Annotated in this window: 19 protein-coding genes and 1 tRNA gene; 6 read left to right on the forward strand and 14 right to left on the reverse strand. The window is 67.5% G+C overall.

From position 1 onward, the window contains the following. Positions 1–46: 46 nt before the first annotated feature. Both OJF58_RS08710 and OJF58_RS08715 read right to left on the reverse strand, forming a co-directional pair. A complete protein-coding gene (locus OJF58_RS08710) occupies positions 47–736 on the reverse strand; it encodes a rhomboid family intramembrane serine protease (protein ID WP_300783558.1) in 690 nt (229 codons plus the stop codon). 27 nt (positions 737–763) lie between these two features. Beyond that, a complete protein-coding gene (locus OJF58_RS08715) occupies positions 764–2020 on the reverse strand; it encodes an argininosuccinate synthase (RefSeq protein ID WP_300783560.1) in 1257 nt (418 codons plus the stop codon). Between the two features lie 97 nt (positions 2021–2117). Here OJF58_RS08715 and OJF58_RS08720 point away from each other — a divergent pair, with 97 nt between their 5' ends. Beyond that, positions 2118–3167: a class I SAM-dependent methyltransferase gene (locus tag OJF58_RS08720; protein ID WP_300783561.1), complete on the forward strand. Its 1050-nt coding sequence runs from the start codon at positions 2118–2120 to the stop codon at positions 3165–3167. 72 nt (positions 3168–3239) lie between these two features. On the opposite strand, the gene rlmN is transcribed toward OJF58_RS08720, so the two are convergent. Together rlmN and OJF58_RS08730 are read right to left on the reverse strand one after the other, a co-directional pair. After that, positions 3240–4376, reverse strand: a complete 1137-nt coding sequence (gene rlmN / locus OJF58_RS08725) for a 23S rRNA (adenine(2503)-C(2))-methyltransferase RlmN (RefSeq protein ID WP_300783562.1) — start codon at positions 4374–4376, stop codon at positions 3240–3242. A gap of 54 nt (positions 4377–4430) precedes the next feature. Continuing rightward, a complete protein-coding gene (locus OJF58_RS08730) occupies positions 4431–4985 on the reverse strand; it encodes an RNA methyltransferase (protein ID WP_300783563.1) in 555 nt (184 codons plus the stop codon). Between the two features lie 94 nt (positions 4986–5079). Between OJF58_RS08730 and OJF58_RS08735 the strand changes: the two genes are divergently transcribed. Continuing rightward, the gene (locus OJF58_RS08735; RefSeq protein ID WP_300783564.1) at positions 5080–6330 is read left to right on the forward strand and encodes a class I SAM-dependent methyltransferase; all 1251 of its coding nucleotides are present in this window, start codon (positions 5080–5082) and stop codon (positions 6328–6330) included. On the opposite strand, the gene OJF58_RS08740 is transcribed toward OJF58_RS08735, so the two are convergent. The 3 genes from OJF58_RS08740 to OJF58_RS08750 all read right to left on the reverse strand — a co-directional run bounded on the left by OJF58_RS08740 (position 6320) and on the right by OJF58_RS08750 (position 9073). After that, the gene (locus OJF58_RS08740) at positions 6320–7543 is read right to left on the reverse strand and encodes a DUF6596 domain-containing protein (RefSeq protein WP_300783566.1); all 1224 of its coding nucleotides are present in this window, start codon (positions 7541–7543) and stop codon (positions 6320–6322) included. The genes OJF58_RS08735 and OJF58_RS08740 overlap by 11 nt on opposite strands. A gap of 7 nt (positions 7544–7550) precedes the next feature. Then, on the reverse strand, positions 7551–7940 hold the full coding sequence (locus OJF58_RS08745) for a YciI family protein (RefSeq protein WP_300783567.1): 390 nt from the start codon (positions 7938–7940) through the stop codon (positions 7551–7553). 137 nt (positions 7941–8077) lie between these two features. After that, on the reverse strand, positions 8078–9073 hold the full coding sequence (locus OJF58_RS08750) for a D-2-hydroxyacid dehydrogenase family protein (protein ID WP_300783569.1): 996 nt from the start codon (positions 9071–9073) through the stop codon (positions 8078–8080). Between the two features lie 70 nt (positions 9074–9143). Here OJF58_RS08750 and OJF58_RS08755 point away from each other — a divergent pair, with 70 nt between their 5' ends. Together OJF58_RS08755 and OJF58_RS08760 are read left to right on the forward strand one after the other, a co-directional pair. Continuing rightward, on the forward strand, positions 9144–10028 hold the full coding sequence (locus OJF58_RS08755) for a TauD/TfdA family dioxygenase (protein ID WP_300783570.1): 885 nt from the start codon (positions 9144–9146) through the stop codon (positions 10026–10028). 15 nt (positions 10029–10043) lie between these two features. Beyond that, positions 10044–11003, forward strand: a complete 960-nt coding sequence (locus OJF58_RS08760) for a DUF1186 domain-containing protein (RefSeq protein WP_300783571.1) — start codon at positions 10044–10046, stop codon at positions 11001–11003. Between the two features lie 3 nt (positions 11004–11006). Here the strand turns inward: OJF58_RS08760 and panC are convergent, their stop codons facing one another. The 3 genes from panC to rfbA form a co-directional block, all read right to left on the reverse strand. Next, on the reverse strand, positions 11007–11855 hold the full coding sequence (panC, locus tag OJF58_RS08765; RefSeq protein WP_300783573.1) for a pantoate--beta-alanine ligase: 849 nt from the start codon (positions 11853–11855) through the stop codon (positions 11007–11009). 40 nt (positions 11856–11895) lie between these two features. After that, positions 11896–11970, reverse strand: a tRNA-Gly gene (locus OJF58_RS08770). A gap of 78 nt (positions 11971–12048) precedes the next feature. Continuing rightward, complete coding sequence (rfbA, locus tag OJF58_RS08775) at positions 12049–12915, reverse strand: glucose-1-phosphate thymidylyltransferase RfbA (protein WP_300783574.1); 867 nt, start codon at positions 12913–12915, stop codon at positions 12049–12051. 21 nt (positions 12916–12936) lie between these two features. Between rfbA and OJF58_RS08780 the strand changes: the two genes are divergently transcribed. Both OJF58_RS08780 and OJF58_RS08785 read left to right on the forward strand, forming a co-directional pair. Continuing rightward, entirely contained in the window at positions 12937–13428 is a 492-nt protein-coding gene (locus OJF58_RS08780; RefSeq protein ID WP_300783575.1) for a prolyl-tRNA synthetase associated domain-containing protein, read from the forward strand. Between the two features lie 44 nt (positions 13429–13472). Then, on the forward strand, positions 13473–14327 hold the full coding sequence (locus tag OJF58_RS08785; protein ID WP_300783576.1) for a zinc ABC transporter substrate-binding protein: 855 nt from the start codon (positions 13473–13475) through the stop codon (positions 14325–14327). 63 nt (positions 14328–14390) lie between these two features. On the opposite strand, the gene folD is transcribed toward OJF58_RS08785, so the two are convergent. From folD to OJF58_RS08805, 4 genes are all read right to left on the reverse strand, one after another. Next, entirely contained in the window at positions 14391–15293 is a 903-nt protein-coding gene (folD, locus tag OJF58_RS08790; RefSeq protein ID WP_300783577.1) for a bifunctional methylenetetrahydrofolate dehydrogenase/methenyltetrahydrofolate cyclohydrolase FolD, read from the reverse strand. Further along, entirely contained in the window at positions 15286–15624 is a 339-nt protein-coding gene (locus OJF58_RS08795) for a DUF167 domain-containing protein (RefSeq protein ID WP_300783579.1), read from the reverse strand. The genes folD and OJF58_RS08795 overlap by 8 nt, the downstream gene beginning before the upstream one ends. Next, on the reverse strand, positions 15591–15884 hold the full coding sequence (locus OJF58_RS08800) for a YggT family protein (RefSeq protein WP_300783580.1): 294 nt from the start codon (positions 15882–15884) through the stop codon (positions 15591–15593). The genes OJF58_RS08795 and OJF58_RS08800 overlap by 34 nt, the downstream gene beginning before the upstream one ends. Before the next feature lie 92 nt (positions 15885–15976). Then, entirely contained in the window at positions 15977–16639 is a 663-nt protein-coding gene (locus OJF58_RS08805; RefSeq protein WP_300783581.1) for an FHA domain-containing protein, read from the reverse strand. Position 16640: the final 1 nt, after the last annotated feature.

Genomic DNA, 16640 nt, shown 5'->3' on the forward strand with positions numbered 1-16640 from the left:
TCCCCCGAAGCATCGGCTTTGCGACAACGTATCTGCCGGCTGCCGGTTAATCCAGCGATTGCGGCGGTTGTGAATCGTTTCTCGAGGATCGCGGTGCAAACAGTCGCAGGGCAACGAGACCGTAGACGAAGCCGCCGATATGCGCGGTCCAGGCCACGGGCTGTCCGCCGGCGCCCGGGGTCCCGCCGAAGATGCCGAAGAAAACGTTGAGCGCGATCCAGACCGCGGCGATCGGCAGCAACGACGGCATGCGCCCGACCCGCCACAGCAGAACCAGCACGGCGCCGAAGACGCCGCTGATGGCACCCGAAGCGCCCACCACCGGATCCGCCGAATCGGGAAACGACAGGACGTGAACGAGACCCGCGGCGAGGCCGGCGGAAAGATAGAAGGCAACGAAGCGGCGCACCCCCAGGAACCGCTCCACCGGCGCGCCGAAGGCGGCCAGCGTCAGCATGTTCACGCCGAGATGAATCCAGCCGCCATGGATGAACTGGTAGGTGATCGGCGCTGCCACCAGCGACAGCCAGTCGCCGCCCGGCACGCCGGTATAGGCGGCCGGCACGAGCCCGAACTCGAGCACCAGCCGGTCGTCGAGCGACGGGCTCAGAAGCTCGCGCAGGAGATGGACGGCGACGTTGAGGCCGATGATCCAGAGGATGGCAGGCGGCAGGTTGATCGCCCGCTCGTGCGCCCCCCGTTCCGGCCCGTGGCGTCTCATGTCGTCAAAAGGCATGAAGAGCTCCGTTGGCCGGAGAGCCTATCAGCTTTTCGGTCCGTCTTGTCCCATGGCACGCAGGCGAAGCCTGAGCGCGTTCAGCTTGATGAAACCTTCGGCGTCGCGCTGGTCGTACGCGCCCTGATCCTCCTCGAAGGTCACGTGCTTCATGGAGTAGAGCGACCTCGGCGACTTGCGGCCGACCACTGTGGCGTTGCCCTTGTAGAGCTTCAGCCGCACCGTGCCGGTCACGTTCTCCTGGCTCTTGTCGACCAGCGCCTGCAACATCTCGCGTTCGGGCGAGAACCAGAAGCCGTAGTAGACGAGCTCGGCATACTTCGGCATCAGCTCGTCCTTGAGATGCGCCGCCCCGCGGTCGAGCGTGATCGATTCGATGCCGCGGTGCGCTGCATGCAGGATCGTGCCGCCCGGCGTCTCGTAGATGCCGCGGCTCTTCATGCCGACGAAGCGGTTCTCCACGAGGTCGAGGCGGCCGATGCCGTTCGCCTTGCCGAGGTCATTCAGCTTCGCCAGCAGCGCGGCAGGCGACATCGCCTGGCCGTCGATGGCCACGGCATCGCCCCTCTCGAAATCGATCGTGATGTGGGTCGCCTTGTCGGGTGCCTGCTCCGGGGAAATGGTGCGCTGGTAGACCATCTCGTCGGCCTCCTGCCAGGGATCCTCCAGGATCTTGCCCTCGCTCGATGAATGCAGGAGGTTGGCGTCGACCGAGAACGGCGCCTCGCCGCGCTTGTCCTTGGCGATCGGGATCTGATGCTTCTCGGCGAATTCCAGAAGCTTGGTGCGCGAGGTGAGCTCCCATTCGCGCCACGGCGCGATTACCTTGATGTCGGGTTTCAACGCGTAATAGGAAAGCTCGAAGCGGACCTGGTCGTTGCCCTTGCCGGTGGCGCCGTGCGCCACGGCGTCGGCGCCGGTCTGGCGGGCAATCTCGATCTGGCGCTTGGCGATCAGCGGCCGGGCAATCGAGGTGCCGAGCAGGTAGTGGCCTTCATAGAGCGCATTGGCGCGGAACATCGGAAAGACGAAGTCGCGCACGAACTCCTCGCGCAGATCGTCGATGAAGATGTTCGCGGGCTTGATGCCCAGCATCTCCGCCTTCTTGCGCGCAGGCCCGAGCTCCTCGCCCTGCCCCAGATCGGCGGTGAACGTGACGACCTCGCAGCCATAGGCGGTCTGCAGCCACTTCAGGATCACGGAGGTATCGAGCCCGCCGGAATAGGCCAGCACGACCTTCTTGATGTCGCCCTTCTTGTAAGGGCCGGTATAAGTAATGCTCATGGCCTCGCCTCGCCGCCGCCGTATCCTTTGAAGGCGCGCGAATATAGCCGCCGACCTTGGTCCCGCAAGCCGCTATAATGGCGACAAGACCCTGAAAATGGCCTCTTCGCTCGATCGACTCTCCTATGCGGCCCGGCAGGCCGCCCGTGTCGCCTGGTACGCCGGCCACTATGCCGCGGGGCTCCGGCTCCTGAAGCCCATGCCCAAGCCGGATTTTGCCATCGGCCGCACGCCCAGCCGCGCGGAAATGACCGCCGACATGCGTGCCCTGTTCGAGCGCGAATGGCGGGACATCGAGGCCGGCCTGTTTCCCCAGCCGCGCGCACTCGCGCCCGATCCAGGGGAGCTGCTGCGCCGCAGCCTGCTCTACTTCCGCGACCTGCCGAAGGTCGATGCCCGCCGCCACGGCGAGCTCGACGATGAATTGCCGCTCGGCGAGCAAGGCGACGGCCTGCCCGGCTACTACCGGCAGAACTTTCATTTTCAAAGTGACGGCTGGCTGAGCGAGCAGTCCGCGGCGCTGTACGATACGCAGGTCGAGGTGCTGTTCACCGGCGCCGCCGATGTCATGCGTCGGCGCGCATTGAAGCCGATCGCCGACTGGATGGCCGGACGCAATCAGCGCGCGCTGTGCGGCCTCGATGTCGGCTGCGGCACCGGCCGGCTGCTGGCGTTCCTGCATGGCGCCTGGCCCGGCCTGCGGCTTGCCGGCCTCGACCTCAGCCCGCCCTATCTGGCCGAGGCCCGCCGCCTGATCGGCCGCACCGCGCGTGTGAAGCTGATGGAGGGCGCGGCCGAGCGGCTCCCGTTCGATGACGGCAGCCTCGATCTCGTCGTCTCGTCCTTCCTGCTGCACGAGCTGCCGCCCGATATTCGCGCGCGGGTTCTGTCGGAAATGGCGCGCGTGCTGAAGCCGGACGGTCTCGCGGTGATCGTCGATTCCATGCAGAAGGGCGATCATCCGGACTGGGACGGCCTGCTCGACCTCTTTCCGCACTATTTCCACGAGCCCTACTACGCCGACTATGTCGGCGGCAGCCTCGAGGCCTGGACCTCGACGGCAGGCTTCGTCACCATCGCCTCCGAGCGCGCCTTCCTGTCGAAGGTGATGGCGTTCGAGAAAGATCCCGCGCTGCGCTCGGGATGACACCATCTTTGGGATCAAGAATGCCGTGTCATCCCGAGCGCAGCGCGGGATCTTCCCCTTCCACGAATTTCGCTACAGCACCACCTTCTCCCGCCGGCTGCGGGCGCTCGTGCTCCTGAGCTGGCCGCAGGCCGCGAGGATGTCGCGGCCGCGCGGGGTGCGGACGGGGGCGCTGAGACCGCCGTCGTTCACGATCGCGGCGAAGCGGTGAATGCGATTGTTGGAGCTGCACTCATAGGGCGCGCCTGGCCAGGGGTTGAAGGGGATGAGGTTGACCTTGGCATGGATCGGCGCCAGGAGACGTACCAGCTCGCGCGCATCGGCGTCGCTGTCGTTGACGCCCCTGAGCATCGCGTACTCGAAAGTGATGCGACGGCTGTTCCTGGCGCCGGGATAGGCGGCGCAAGCGGCGAGCAGCTCGGCGATCGGCCACTTGCGATTGATCGGCACCAGCGTGTCGCGCACCTCGTCACTGACGGCATGCAGCGAGACGGCGAGATTGACGTCGAGCACCTCGCCCACCCTGGGGATCATCGGCACGACACCCGAGGTCGAGAGCGTGATGCGGCGGCGCGAGAGGGCGATGCCCTGCTCGTCCATGACGATCCTGAGCGCCGTCGCCACGTTGTCAAAATTGTAGAGCGGCTCGCCCATGCCCATCATGACGATGTTGGAGAGCATGCGCGTCGTCTCGATGGGCGTCGGCCATTCGCCGTAGCTGTCGCGCGCGACCATGAACTGGCCCACGATCTCGGAAGGCGTCAGGTTGCGCACCAGGGGCTGCGTGCCGGTATGGCAGAAACTGCAGGTGAGCGTGCAGCCGACCTGGCTCGAGACGCAGACCGAGCCGCGATCCTCCTCCGGAATGTTCACCGTCTCGGCCTCGTTGCCGTCGGCAAAGCGCAGCAGCCATTTGCGCGTGCCGTCGATCGAGCGCTGCTCGGCGACGATCCCGGGACGGGCGATCACGAACCGCTCGGCCAGCCGCTCCCGCGTCTTCTTGGCAATGTTGGTCATGTGCCCGAAGTCGGTGACGCCGTGCCAGTAGATCCATTGCCAGACCTGCCGGGCGCGGAACGGCTCGAGGCCGGCCTCGGCCAGCGTCGCCTTCAGCGCCTCGCGCGACAGCCCGACCAGATTCGGTCGAATGTCGTTGCGGCCGGTGAAGGGCTCGACAATTTGCAGCGGTTCGGTGGGCGGGAGGGCCATGGTCGGCGCTGAGATAGTGCATGAGACGCGAGCCCGCCACCCCTGGCGGCAGAGCTACTCGCCCTGTCGCGCCCGCAGCCGTGCCTTGCGCTTGTAGATCGGCTCGCCGAACATCGGGAGCGGCGCCGGCTCGGTCGGCGCCCCTTCGGCGACCGGCCTCGGGGCATGACGTCCGAGAGTCAGGAGCCGGTCGTACATGACGAGGGCGCCTGCGATGCCCAGGTTGACGGAGAAGCGGGTCGGGATCTTCACGATGTAGTCGCAGCAGGCTTGCACATCGGCCGACAGTCCCTCGCGTTCCGCGCCCAGAATATAGGCGGCCTGGCGCGGATGGCGAAAGCTCGGCAACTCGATGGCATCCTCGGCGAGCTCGACCCCGACCAGCCGGCACCCCAGCGGCAGCCGGAATGTGGCCAGGTCGGCGAAATGGTAGGTGGGCACCGAGCGGGGCGTGTCCGACGTATCGCTCAAGCCGCCCTCGCGCCGGTTGTACTGAGCCCGAACCGTGAACACGAAGGCGGCGCCGAAGGCATGGGCGGTGCGGAACAGGGTGCCCACATTCATCGCCTTGCTGACACCTTCGACACCGATACCGAAATAGCCTTTCATGGTCTCGAATTTTGTTGCAGAAATCGATGGGTGGGCGTGCGCCCACCCCAAGCATTTTCGGGGTAGCGCCGCGCCTACCGGGAAACAAGGCATAATGACCGTTCCTTCGCCGTTGGAAGACGTCCGCGCCCAGTACGAAGCGTTGCCTTATCCGGCCCGCGACCCGCGCGACGAGGCGGCCCGTCTGATCACCGGCTCGCCGAGCCACATCCTCGAGGTCAACCACTATCTCTTTGCCGGCCGGCTGAACTTCAACCGGCCCTTTCGCGCCCTCGTCGCCGGCGGCGGCACGGGCGATGCCTGCATCATGCTGGCGCAGCAGCTCGTCGATCGGCGCTGCCCGGGCGAGGTGGTCTATCTCGACCTGTCGACCGCCTCACGCGCCGTCTGTGAGGCCCGGGCGAAGGCGCGAGGGCTGCGCAATATCCAGTTCCTGACCGGCTCGCTGCTCGATCTGCCGACCATGCCGATCGGCTCTTTCGACTATATAGACTGCACCGGCGTGCTCCACCACCTGCCCGATCCGGCGGCCGGCATGCAGGCGCTGGCCAGCGTCCTGCAGCCGGAAGGCGGCGTGGGGATGATGGTGTACGGCCAGTATGGCCGCACCGGCGTCTATCCCATGCAGGAGATGCTGCGCACGCTCGCCCCGCCTTCGATGGCGATGGCCGACCGCATCGCCATGACCAAGCGGCTGATCCGCTTCCTGCCGACGACCAACCTCTTTCGCCGAAACCCGCATCTCAACGATCACGTGACAGGCGGGGACGCCGGCCTTTACGACCTGCTGCTGCACAGTTGCGATCGCGCCTACACCGTCCCTGAGATCGACAGGCTCGCCACCGACGCCGGGTTGCGGGTCGTCGCCTTCCTCGAGCCGGTGCGCTACGAGCCGGCGACTTACATGAGCGATCCGGTGATCGCCCGGCAGGCGAGCGCGCTGCCGCTGATGGAGCGCGCCGCGTTCGCCGAGCGGCTGGCGGGAAATCTCCGCACCCACATCTTCTATGCAACGCGTGCCGGCTACGACACGGTGGCGCGGCCCGAGGACACACAGGCGATCCCGGTGCTGCGCGAGATGGACCCGCACAAGCTGGCCGCCGGCCTGCAGCCGGGCACACCGCTGGTCGCCAATCTCGACGGCTTTCCCTGGCGCGCCCACCTGCCCCCGCTCGCCCCGCGCATCATCGCCGAAATCGACGGCCGGCGGTCGGTGGCCGAGATTTACACATCTCTCGGGGCACAGGGCAGCCTGCCGCAATGGGAGGAGTTCTACAGCCAGTTCGAGGATCTCTACGTCAAGCTGAACGGCGTGAATCACCTCTTGCTGCGTTTCAGATCCTGAGCCTGCGCTCCATCAGTCGCCGTTCCGGTTCGGTACGGGCGAGCGCCGTCGCCGTTTCGAAATGGTGGCGCGCTTCCTCACGGCGACCAAGCTCCGTGAGGAAGACGCCGCGCGCCGCCTCGCCGTAGGGATTGCCGTCGGTGACGGGAAGCGCCGCCAGCCCCGCGGCCGGTCCCTCGGCGCGGCCGACGGCCACGGCGCGCGCGAGAGCAACCACCGGTGACCCGTCGAGCTCACTCAACTCATCGTAAATCGCCGCGATGCGGCGCCAGTCGGTCGCGGCGGCGCTGGGCGCCGTCACGTGGATCGCCGCGATCTCGGCGCGCAGATGCCAGACCGTCAGCTCGTCGCCCCGCGCCGATCGCTCGAGATGGCCGAGGCCGAGCGCGATCAGACTCCGGTCCCACCGCTCACGCGGCTGGTCCTCCAGGAGCTGCGCCACGCCGTCCAGCCCGACACGCGTGGGCAGCCGCGCCGCCGTCAGCGCAAGCAGGGCCGCGAGCGCATCGCTCTCGGGGCTCGCCGTCGTCGGATGGCGGGCGAGCGCGCGCGCCAGTCGCACGGCCTCGACGCAGAACTCGGGCTGCACCAGTGCCTCGCCCGACGAGGCGGAGTAGCCCTCGTTGAACATGAGATAGAGCGCCGTGCGCACGGACTCGGCGCGGTCCGCGAGGTGATCAGGCGGCGGTGCCGCGATCGCGACATTCGACGCCTCGAGCTGGCGCCGGGCGCGCACGAGGCGCTGGGCGATCGCGCTCGGTTCGCTCAGGAGCCCATTCGCGATCTGCGCTACGGTGAGGCCGCAGACGGTCTTGAGCGCGAAGGTCACGCGCATCTCGGGCGACAGGGCCGGATGGCAGACCGCGAACAGGAGGGCGAGCTCGTCGTCGTTCAGCTCGCGGTCGAAGCGCCCTTGGCTCTCGACGCTCGGCGCGGCAAGAGGCAGCAGCTCGTCCGCCAGTACCGCCCCTCGCGCCTCGGCGCGCAGCAGGTCGAGCGCACGATTCTTCGCCACCACCGCCAGCCAGGCCTCGGGCCTGGCCGGCACCCCCTTGAACGGCCAGTTGGACAGCGCCTGCAGCAGCGCATGCTGGACGGCGTCTTCCGCGACGGCGATGCGGCCCGTCCCCAACCGTCGCGCCAGGGCAGCGACCAGCCGGCTCGCCGAGTCGCGGGCCAGCGAATCGACAAGCCGGTGAACTTCGATGCCCATGCACGCCTCAGCTCGCGGCAGCCGCCGCCTTGCGCACCGCCGCCATATCGTCGACCGGCCGGATCTCGATCCAGTTGGTCGGGGCGAGCGCGAGGTGCGGGCAGTCCTGCACGATTGCTTCGACTTCGGCGCCATCCCGCGCCTCGATGACGAAATAGCCGCCGATCACGTCCTTCGCCTCGGCATAGGGTCCGTCGCTCGCCACCGGCTTGCCGTCCTTGACCCGGATATGACGGACGCCGCCTGCCGCCAGCTTCTCGCCGCCGACCAGCCTGCCCTTCTGGCGCAACGCGTCGGACCAGGCCATGTACCGCTTGGTCATTTCCAGCATTTTCTCTCGCGGCAGGTCGATGTTGTAGTTGGGGACCATGTGCAACAGCAGCATATATTGTGGCATGTCGATCTCCTTCGGTTGACGACGGTCTCTCCCGTCACCTCATCGACGTCCGGCCCGGACCCGAATCGACATTTTTTTGTACTTTTCGGCGAGAGCCTATTGGTGTCATCCCGAGCGAGAGCGGGCAGAAAACACTACTACTTGCCCTTCAGCGCATCCGGGTTGATGACGTTGATCGGCTTGCCGTCGAGCCAAGCCTCGATGTCGGCGATCGTCCCGGCGTAGAAGTGGCGGTAGCTTTCCTCGACGACGTAGCCCAGGTGCGGCACCAGCGTGACATTGTCGAGCCTGGTCAGCGGATGGCCGGCCGGCAGCGGCTCCTTGTCGTACACATCGAGGCCGGCGTGGGCGATGGTGCCGGCCTTCAGCGCCGCGATCAGCGCCGCCTCGTCGACGATCGGCCCGCGCGAGGTGTTGATCAGCATCGCTGTCTTTTTCATCTTGGCGAGATCGGACGCCCCGATCAGCCCGCGGGTGCGGTCCGACAGCACCAGGTGGATGGTGACGAAGTCCGATGTCGCCAGCAGTTCGTCCTTGCTCACGAGCCTGGCCCCGCCCTGCCTCGCCTTCTCCTCCGTGAGGTTCTGGCTCCAGGCCACGACCTCCATGCCGAAGGCCCTGGCGTAACCCGCCACACGGCTGCCCAGCCGGCCGAGGCCGATCACGCCCAACCGCTTTCCCTCGAGCACCACCATGTTACGGATGCCGTCGTGCCAGCCGCCGGAACGCATCAGCCGCTCGGCGCGGGCGAGGTCACGCGCGCAGGACATCAGAAGCGCCCAGCAAAGCTCGGCCGTCGAGGCATTGGAGCCTCCGCCCGGCGTATTGGAGATCGGAATGCCGCGCTCGGCTGCCGCCTTGTCATCGAGGCTCGAGGCGCGCGCTCCCGTCAGCACCATGAACCTGAGGTTGGGCAGCTTCTCGATCAGCGCCCGCGGAAAGGCGGTGCGTTCGCGCAGCAACTGCAGGATATCGAAGGGCGCCAGCTTCTGCGCCGCATCGTCGATCGACCTGAACGGCTCGTTGAAGACGGTGATCTCGACGCCGCGCCGGCGCAGCCGGTCCCAATCTCCCAGTTTCAGCGCCACCTTCTGGTAGTCGTCGAGCAGGGCAAGCTTGATCGTTTGCGACATGGCATTTCCTGGGAGAGAATGGACGGAAGCCCCAACGGGCCGGATCGCACTATAGCCGCAGGAGGCGGCCGTGAGCATCACCGTCACGCCGACGCATCCCGACTTCGTCGCCGAGATTTCCGGCGTCGATCTCGCGCAACCGCTGCAACCAGCCGACCGCGACGGGATCGAGGAGGCCATCAACCGCTATGCTGTCGTGGTCTTCCGTGACCAGAAACTGAACGACGAACAGCAGATCGCCTTCGCCCGTCACTTCGGGCCGATCCATTCCTCGGCCCAGAGGGCGCGGCACAAGGGCATCAAGCATCGGCTGGCGTCGGCCGAGATCGCCGACATCTCGAACCTCGACGGCGACGGCAAGGTGATGGACCGCACTGCGCGACGCCGTCTCGACTGGCTGGCCAACCGGCTCTGGCATACCGACGCCTCGTTCCGGGCCGTGCCGGGGGCGCTGTCCCTGCTCTATGCGCACATCGTCCCCGACGAGGGCGGCGACACCGAGTTCGCCGACCTGCGCGCCGCGTACGATGCGTTGGGCGAGGCGAAGAAAAGGGAAATCGACGGGCTGGTCGCCGAGCATTCGATCTGGCACTCGCGCGCGCAACTCGACGTCACGCAGTACTCGCCCGAGGAGCTGGCGAGCCTGCCGCCGGTGCCGCAGCGCGTGGTGCGCATCCATCCCGGCTCGCACCGCAAGACGCTCTATCTGGCGAGCCATGCCTCGCACATCATCGGCATGCCGGTGCCGGACGGCCGTCTGTTGCTGCTCGACCTGGTCGAGCACGCGACGCAATCCCGGTTCGTGCACGTCCACCGCTGGCGTCAGGGCGACCTCGTCATCTGGGACAACCGCTGCACGATGCATCGCGCCCGCCCGTTCGACACAGCCAAGGTGCGCGACCTGCGCCGGGTCACCACGCGCGACGTCGCCTCGACTCTCGAGCAGGCGGCGTAACATCGGAAGCGAAAGATGTCGGATCCCCTTCAACCAGCCGATTTGTCCGTATCCGGCCCGATCGACTTCTATGTCGACGAGCTCGGCTCGATCGAAACGCCGACCGAGGCGATCGCCCTCTGCACGGTGCGCTATGCCGAGGCGGGTCCGCTGCTGCGACCATTGATCGAACGGGCGGCGGAGGGCGCGTTGGCGAGCGAGCGCGAGGCCCGGCAACTGGTTCGCGCGCTCTACATCGCCGGCGGTCGGCGCGATCCGCTGGTGTTCGAGCCGCTGTTGCGCCTGGTGCGTCGCCCCGAGGACGAGGTCGAGGAACTGCTGGGTGATGTCGTCACCGAGGCCCTGCCGCGCATCGTCGCGGGCGTCTTCGACGGCAATACCGGCGCTCTTTTCGAGGCCATCGCCGACCGGGAAGCCGGCGAGTACGTGCGCGACGCCCTCATGGGCGCCGCCGCTTTCCTGACCTTCGACAAGCGCATCGAGCTTCAGCAGATGGCCGGCTTCCTCGGGCGCTTCTGGACCGACCGTCTGGCGCTCGACGGCGATTTCGTCTGGTCGGGCTGGGTCGGCGCGATCGCGCTGCTGGGACTGCGTATCCTGGAGCCGGCCGTCATGGCCGCGTTCGATCAGGAGGTCATTCTCGAGGAGGTCTACGATCGCAAGAGCTTTGCCGACGATCTCGCCACGGCGGAGCGTGATCCGGGCGATGCGAGCCGCTTCAAGAAAATGTCGCTTGGCTACATCGACGATGTTCTTGCCGCCGCCGGAGACCTTTCTTTCGGAAGTGGCCAAGACCCGTTCAGCATCGACGACGATCCGCTCGACGACGAGTCCCTTCCGCTCGAGCGGACTCCGGCAGACTTCCTGCCGACCGACCAGGGACCCGCGATCAATCCCTGGCGCCATGTCGGGCGCAACGATCCGTGCCCGTGCGGCAGCGGCAAGAAGGCCAAGCGCTGCTGCCTCAAAGCTTAGCGATCATACGGCGATATTGTCGATCAGGCGTGTGCGGCCAATCCGTGCGGCGGCCGCCACGCGCGCGGGACCGCCGGCATGGTCCAGCGGTGCGAGACTTTCCGCGTCGACGACCGTGAGATACTCGACCTTGTCGAAGCCTGCTTCGACCAGGGCCCGTGAGGCCTGCGCCGCGGCCGGCGCACAGGCCGCCTTGCCATCGCGCACGGCATCGGCAACGACGTTCAATTGACGATAGAGCGCCAGCGCGGTCTTGCGCTCGGCCGGCGAAAGATAGCGGTTGCGCGACGACATCGCGAGACCGTCCGGCTCGCGGATCGTCGGCATGCCCACGATCTCGACCGGCATGTCGAGGTCGCGCGCCATGCGCTTCAGCACCTGGAGCTGCTGGTAATCCTTCTCGCCGAAATAGCCGCGGTCGGGCATCGCCATCATGAGGAGCTTGCAGACAACGGTCGCTACACCCTCGAAGTGCCCGGGCCGGAACGGGCCGCACAAATGGTCGGTCAGGCTCGCCACCGTCACTGTCGTGAGCTGCGGGCCGGGATACATCTCCTCGACGACGGGCGCGTAGGCGATCCGGCACCCCTCCGCCTCGAGCTTGGCGAAGTCGCCGGCCTCGTCGCGCGGATAGGCGCCGAAGTCCTCGTTGGGGCCGAACTGCATCGGATTGACGAAGATCGAGGCCACCGGCACGTCGCCGCGCTCGAGGGCGCCCCGTACGAGACTGAGATGCCCCTCGTGCAGGGCGCCCATGGTCGGAATCAGGCCGACCGTCCGGCCGACGGTACGGTGTTCGGCGACAGCGCGACGCAGATCGGCAACGCTGCGCACGACGGTAAGCGCTTTCATGCAATCCGCCTCGACGCGATTTCCTGTGCGATGGGAAGATTGGAGCGGGCGAAGGGATTCGAACCCTCGACCCCAACCTTGGCAAGGTTGTGCTCTACCCCTGAGCTACGCCCGCGCTCCGATACCGGCAGGGTGGGTGCCGGAAGGCGAGGGTGATAGGGGGTTTTGCTTTTTTTGGCAAGTCCGCCGAGCCTCACTCCCGGGCCAGCAGGCGATGCAGATACCGGCCGTATTCGCTCTGCTTGATGGGCTCGATCAGGCGCGCGAAGGCGCCGTCGTCGATGAAGCCCTTGCGCCAGGCGACCTCCTCGGGACAGCCGATCTGCAGACCCTGCCGCTCCTCGACCGTCTCGACGAACTGCGCGGCGCGCAACAGGCTCGTGGGCGTGCCGGTATCGAGCCAGGCATAGCCGCGGCCCAGCTTCTCGACGGTGAGCCGGCCTTCCTTCAGGTAGCGCGCATTGACATCGGTGATCTCGAGCTCGCCGCGCGCCGAGCGCGGCAGCGAGGCGGCGATGTCGCAGACATCGGCATCGTAGAAGTAAAGGCCGGTGACCGCCCAGTGGGAGCGTGGCGCCGCGGGCTTCTCGACGAGGGCGATCGCTCGGCCCGCGGCGTCGAATTCGACGACACCGTAGGCGGAGGGATCGCTCACCCAGTAGGCGTAGATCACCGCGCCGCTTCCCGTCGCGCCGCGCTCGGCCATCGCCGGCAGAGAGTCGCCGTAGAAGAGATTGTCGCCCAAGATCAGCCCGACCCGATCCTTGCCGATGAAGTCGCGGCCGACCAGGAAGACCTCGGCGATGCCGCCCGGATGCGGCTGCACGGCATAGTCGATGCGCAGGCCCCATTGGCTGCCGTCGCCGAACAGGCGGCGATAGGCCTCCTCGTCCTGCGGATTGACGACCAGCAGGATCTCGCGGCATCCCGCCAGCATCAACGTGGTGAGCGGATAGTAGACCATCGGCTTGTTGTAGACGGGAAGGAGCTGCTTGTTGGCGGCCCGCGTCATCGGGTAAAGCCGCGTGCCACTGCCGCCAGACAGAACGATGCCTTTCATGCCTTTATGTAGACCGTGCCGATGCTGAGCCCGCAACAACTATTCGCCCGTCTGGATGCGCTGGGGCTCGCCCATCGCTCGGTCGAGCACGCGCCCGTGTTCACGGTCGAGGAGGCGAGAGCCCATCGCGGCGAGCTGCCCGGCCATCACATCAAGAACCTCTTCCTGCGCAACAAGAAGGAGGAGATGTGGCTGGTGGTGGCGCTCGAGGATCGCGCCATCGACCTCAAGCGGCTGGGCGAGATGCTGGGCGCGGGCCGGCTCTCGTTCGGCAGCCCAGATCGGCTGCGCCGCACGCTGGGCGTCGAGCCGGGCTCGGTGACGCCCTTCGCCGTGATCAACGACGACGAGCATCGTGTGAAGCTCGTCCTCGACCGCGCCTTGGGCGAGGGCGGTCCGGTCAATGCCCATCCGCTCACCAACACCATGACCACGGCCATCACTTTCGCCGACCTCGCGCGCTTCTTCGAGGCCACCGGCCACAGCCCGCAATGGCTCGACTTTCCGCTCTGATCGATTTGTGGGACAGAAGTGGCGCTTCTGTTACATTGTAACAAATGCGTCCCGCCTTCCTCGCCCTCCTTTTCCTGTTCGCGGCCGGCCCTGCCTGGGCCGAGACACGGCTCAGGGCGGTGGCCACCTTCTCGATCCTCGCCGACTTCGTGGCCGAGGTCGGCGGCGACCGGGTCGAGGTGAGCAGCATCGTCAGACCGGATACGGACGTGCACACCTACCAGCCGCGGCCGCGCGACGCGCGGCTGCTGGCGGCGGCGCAGGTGCTGGTGAGCAACGGTCTGGGCTTCGAGGGCTGGCTCGATCGCCTGGCCGAAGCGGCCTCGTTCAAAGGTCGGCGCATCGTGGCGTCGGCGGGGGCGCCCACGGCGAAGGATCCACATTGCTGGCAGGATGTCTCCTGCGCCCGCCGTTACGTCGCCAACATCGCCGATGGCCTCGCCGCCGCCGATCCTGAAGACGCTGCGTACTATCGCGGCCGCGCCGCCGACTACGACAAGACACTCGCGCGACTCGATGCCTGGATCCGCGCCGAGATCGCGGACGTGCCGGCCGACCGGCGCAAGGCGATCACGGGCCACGACTCCTTCGAATACTTCGCCCGCGCCTACGGCGTTCGCTTCGCCGCGCCGCGCGGCTACAACAGCGCCAGCGAGCCCACGGCGCGCGACATGGCGGCGCTGATCCGCGAGGTGCGCGCCCAGAAGATCAAGGCGCTGTTCGTCGAGAATCTCACCAATCCTGCCCTGATCGACGAGATCGCCCGCGATGCCGGCGCCACCGTAGGGCCCCCTCTCTACAGCGATGCTCTTTCGAGGCCGGGCGGTCCTGCGGCCACCTACGAAGCGATGATGCGCTACAACGTGACGGCGCTGGTCGCGGGAATGAAGAAGAACTGAGTCCCGCGACCGCGCGCATCTTGCGCGCCCATGAGCGGGCTGGAAGCCCGCGGTCCGGAAGAATCAGACTGCCACGAACGGCAGGCCGGCCTTGCGCCGCGTCGCCTGCAGCGTGTTGTACATCAGGCAGGCGACGGTCATCGGGCCGACGCCGCCCGGAACGGGCGTGAGATGCGCCGCCACTGGCAGCGCCTCGGCGAAGACGACGTCGCCCACCAGCCTGGTCTTGCCCTCGGCCGTCGGGATGCGGTTGATGCCGACGTCGATCACCGCGGCGCCGGGCTTGATCCAGTCGCCGCGCACGAAGCCCGGCCTGCCGATCGCCACCACCAGGATATCGCCCAGCCGGCAGAGCGCCGGCAGGTCGCGCGTACGCGAATGGGCGATGCTCACAGTGCAATCGGCGCGCAGCAGCAGTTGCGCCACCGGCCGGCCGACGAGATTGGAGCGGCCCACGACGACGGCGTGGCGGCCGGCGAGCGATCCCAGCGCATCGGCCAGAAGCATCGAGCAGCCGAGCGGCGTGCAGGGCACCGGGAAGTCGAGCGGCGCGCCGGGCGCGATCGAGCCCAGCCGTCCGACATTGACCGGATGGAAGCCATCGACATCCTTGTCCGGATCGATGGCCAGCAGCACGCGCGGCGTATTGATCTGCTTGGGCAGCGGAAGCTGCACCAGGATACCGTTGACGGCCGGGTCGGCGTTGAGCTCGGCCACCAGCGTCAGCAGCTCCTGCTCGGTGGTCTCGGCCGGCAGGCGGTGATCGAAGCTCGCCATGCCGAGCTCGGCCGCCGACTTGCCCTTGCTGCGGACATAGACCTGGCTGGCCGGATCCGCCCCCACGAGAACAGTGGCGAGACCGGGCGTCAGTCCCGTCGCGGCCTTGAGCTCGGCGACGCCCTGGCCGACGCGCGCGCGCAGGCCGGCCGCGAACGCCTTGCCGTCGATCAGCTTTGCTTCAGCCATGTCGCCTCACCCATTCCCCGATCCGACCGGCGACCACAATCGGATCGCCAGCCACGCTCACGGTCTTGTCGCGCGCCGCCGCGCCCTTGACGACCGCGAAGGCGGACTTCGGCAGACGCCAACTTTCGGCCAGCAGCGCGATCACGGCGGCGTTCGCCCTGCCATCCTCCGGCGGCGCCGTCACCGTGGCCTTGAGCGCTGCACCGGAAATCTCGAGCATGGTCCGCCGCGCTCGTGGCTGGACGCGCAACGCCACCGTCACGCCCGATGGGCCGCGGCGCAGGAACGGCGGATCGCTCAGCGCACCAATGTGGGCCAGACGTATTCCCACAGCAGGCTGCGAATGAAGAACAGGCCGAGCAGCAGGATCACCGGCGAGATGTCGATGCCTCCGAGGTTGGGCAGCATGCGTCGGATCGGCCGCAGCACGGGTTCTGTGATGCGGTAGAGAAAGTCGACCACCCAGCGGATGAACTGGTTGCGCACGTTCACCACGCCAAACGCCACAAGCCAGCTCATGATCGCGCTCGCGATCACGATCCAGGTATAGATGTCGATGATTTTGTCGATCAGCAACGCCAGCGACAGCATCGGCTCCCCGCCTCCAACTCCCGGCACGGCGCCGGCCGCGCGCACCCTACTCGGCGACGATTGTCGATCACAAGCCTATTTCCCTCGGGATCCTAGGCTCGGGAAAGCGCCAGTTCGACGCTGCCCAACCGAATGGCGTGCACGGCCGTGATGTCGCGCGGCCCGTGCTCGGGGAGGAGCCGGGCGCCGTCGATGAACGTCCCGCCAGCGCTGCCGAGGTCGGCGAGGCCGAGCCGCGCGCCGGCCACCATCAGCCGGGCATGCGGTCGACCGAGCGACGGGTCGGGGACGGAGAGATCGGTCGGCTGCGTCGCCGGCGCGCCGGTCAGCATCCAGGTCGACGAGGAGGCATCGAAGGCGAGCGACACCGCCCTGCCGTCGGCGAGCTTGCCGGTGAGCGTCCAGCCTCGGGCGTCGGCCAGCGCCTTGGGCGGCGGCGGCAAAGCCGATGGCGCCGACGGTGCGGCCGGTGCGCCGGTCGTCGGTCCCGACCCGGCCGGCGTCGCCGTCGCCCGCGGCACGGTCGCCGCATCGCGCGGCCAGCGCATGAAGGCGAAGATCCAGAGCAGCACCAGCGGCACGATCGTGCCGACGGCTGTCAGGGTGAGAAGTATCGCTCCGAGACCCGTCCATCCCGGCAGACCCGCCTTCTCGACGATGCGCCAGGCCATCCAGGCCGCCAGCACGAACGCCACCAGGGCGAAGGCGCTGCTGAGGCCGGCAAGCCCCAGGAGGGCGGCAAGCTCGGTGCCCATG

This window comes from Enhydrobacter sp. (genome assembly GCF_030246845.1).
GTDB lineage: Bacteria > Pseudomonadota > Alphaproteobacteria > Reyranellales > Reyranellaceae > Reyranella.

Excerpts from the sequence above, each read along its gene's own strand:
- OJF58_RS08745 (WP_300783567.1), bottom strand. The coding sequence starts at position 7,940 with ATGCCACAATATATGCTGCTGTTGCACATGGTCCCCAACTACAACATC.
- OJF58_RS08750 (WP_300783569.1), bottom strand. The coding sequence starts at position 9,073 with ATGTCGCAAACGATCAAGCTTGCCCTGCTCGACGACTACCAGAAGGTG.
- OJF58_RS08785 (WP_300783576.1), top strand. The coding sequence starts at position 13,473 with ATGCGTCCCGCCTTCCTCGCCCTCCTTTTCCTGTTCGCGGCCGGCCCT.
- OJF58_RS08720 (WP_300783561.1), top strand. The coding sequence starts at position 2,118 with ATGGCCTCTTCGCTCGATCGACTCTCCTATGCGGCCCGGCAGGCCGCC.
- OJF58_RS08800 (WP_300783580.1), bottom strand. The coding sequence starts at position 15,884 with ATGCTGTCGCTGGCGTTGCTGATCGACAAAATCATCGACATCTATACC.
- panC (WP_300783573.1), bottom strand. The coding sequence starts at position 11,855 with ATGAAAGCGCTTACCGTCGTGCGCAGCGTTGCCGATCTGCGTCGCGCT.
- rfbA (WP_300783574.1), bottom strand. The coding sequence starts at position 12,915 with ATGAAAGGCATCGTTCTGTCTGGCGGCAGTGGCACGCGGCTTTACCCG.
- OJF58_RS08805 (WP_300783581.1), bottom strand. The coding sequence starts at position 16,639 with ATGGGCACCGAGCTTGCCGCCCTCCTGGGGCTTGCCGGCCTCAGCAGC.
- OJF58_RS08715 (WP_300783560.1), bottom strand. The coding sequence starts at position 2,020 with ATGAGCATTACTTATACCGGCCCTTACAAGAAGGGCGACATCAAGAAG.
- OJF58_RS08740 (WP_300783566.1), bottom strand. The coding sequence starts at position 7,543 with ATGGGCATCGAAGTTCACCGGCTTGTCGATTCGCTGGCCCGCGACTCG.
- OJF58_RS08780 (WP_300783575.1), top strand. The coding sequence starts at position 12,937 with ATGCTGAGCCCGCAACAACTATTCGCCCGTCTGGATGCGCTGGGGCTC.
- OJF58_RS08710 (WP_300783558.1), bottom strand. The coding sequence starts at position 736 with ATGCCTTTTGACGACATGAGACGCCACGGGCCGGAACGGGGGGCGCAC.
- rlmN (WP_300783562.1), bottom strand. The coding sequence starts at position 4,376 with ATGGCCCTCCCGCCCACCGAACCGCTGCAAATTGTCGAGCCCTTCACC.
- OJF58_RS08730 (WP_300783563.1), bottom strand. The coding sequence starts at position 4,985 with ATGAAAGGCTATTTCGGTATCGGTGTCGAAGGTGTCAGCAAGGCGATG.
- folD (WP_300783577.1), bottom strand. The coding sequence starts at position 15,293 with ATGGCTGAAGCAAAGCTGATCGACGGCAAGGCGTTCGCGGCCGGCCTG.
- OJF58_RS08760 (WP_300783571.1), top strand. The coding sequence starts at position 10,044 with ATGTCGGATCCCCTTCAACCAGCCGATTTGTCCGTATCCGGCCCGATC.
- OJF58_RS08735 (WP_300783564.1), top strand. The coding sequence starts at position 5,080 with ATGACCGTTCCTTCGCCGTTGGAAGACGTCCGCGCCCAGTACGAAGCG.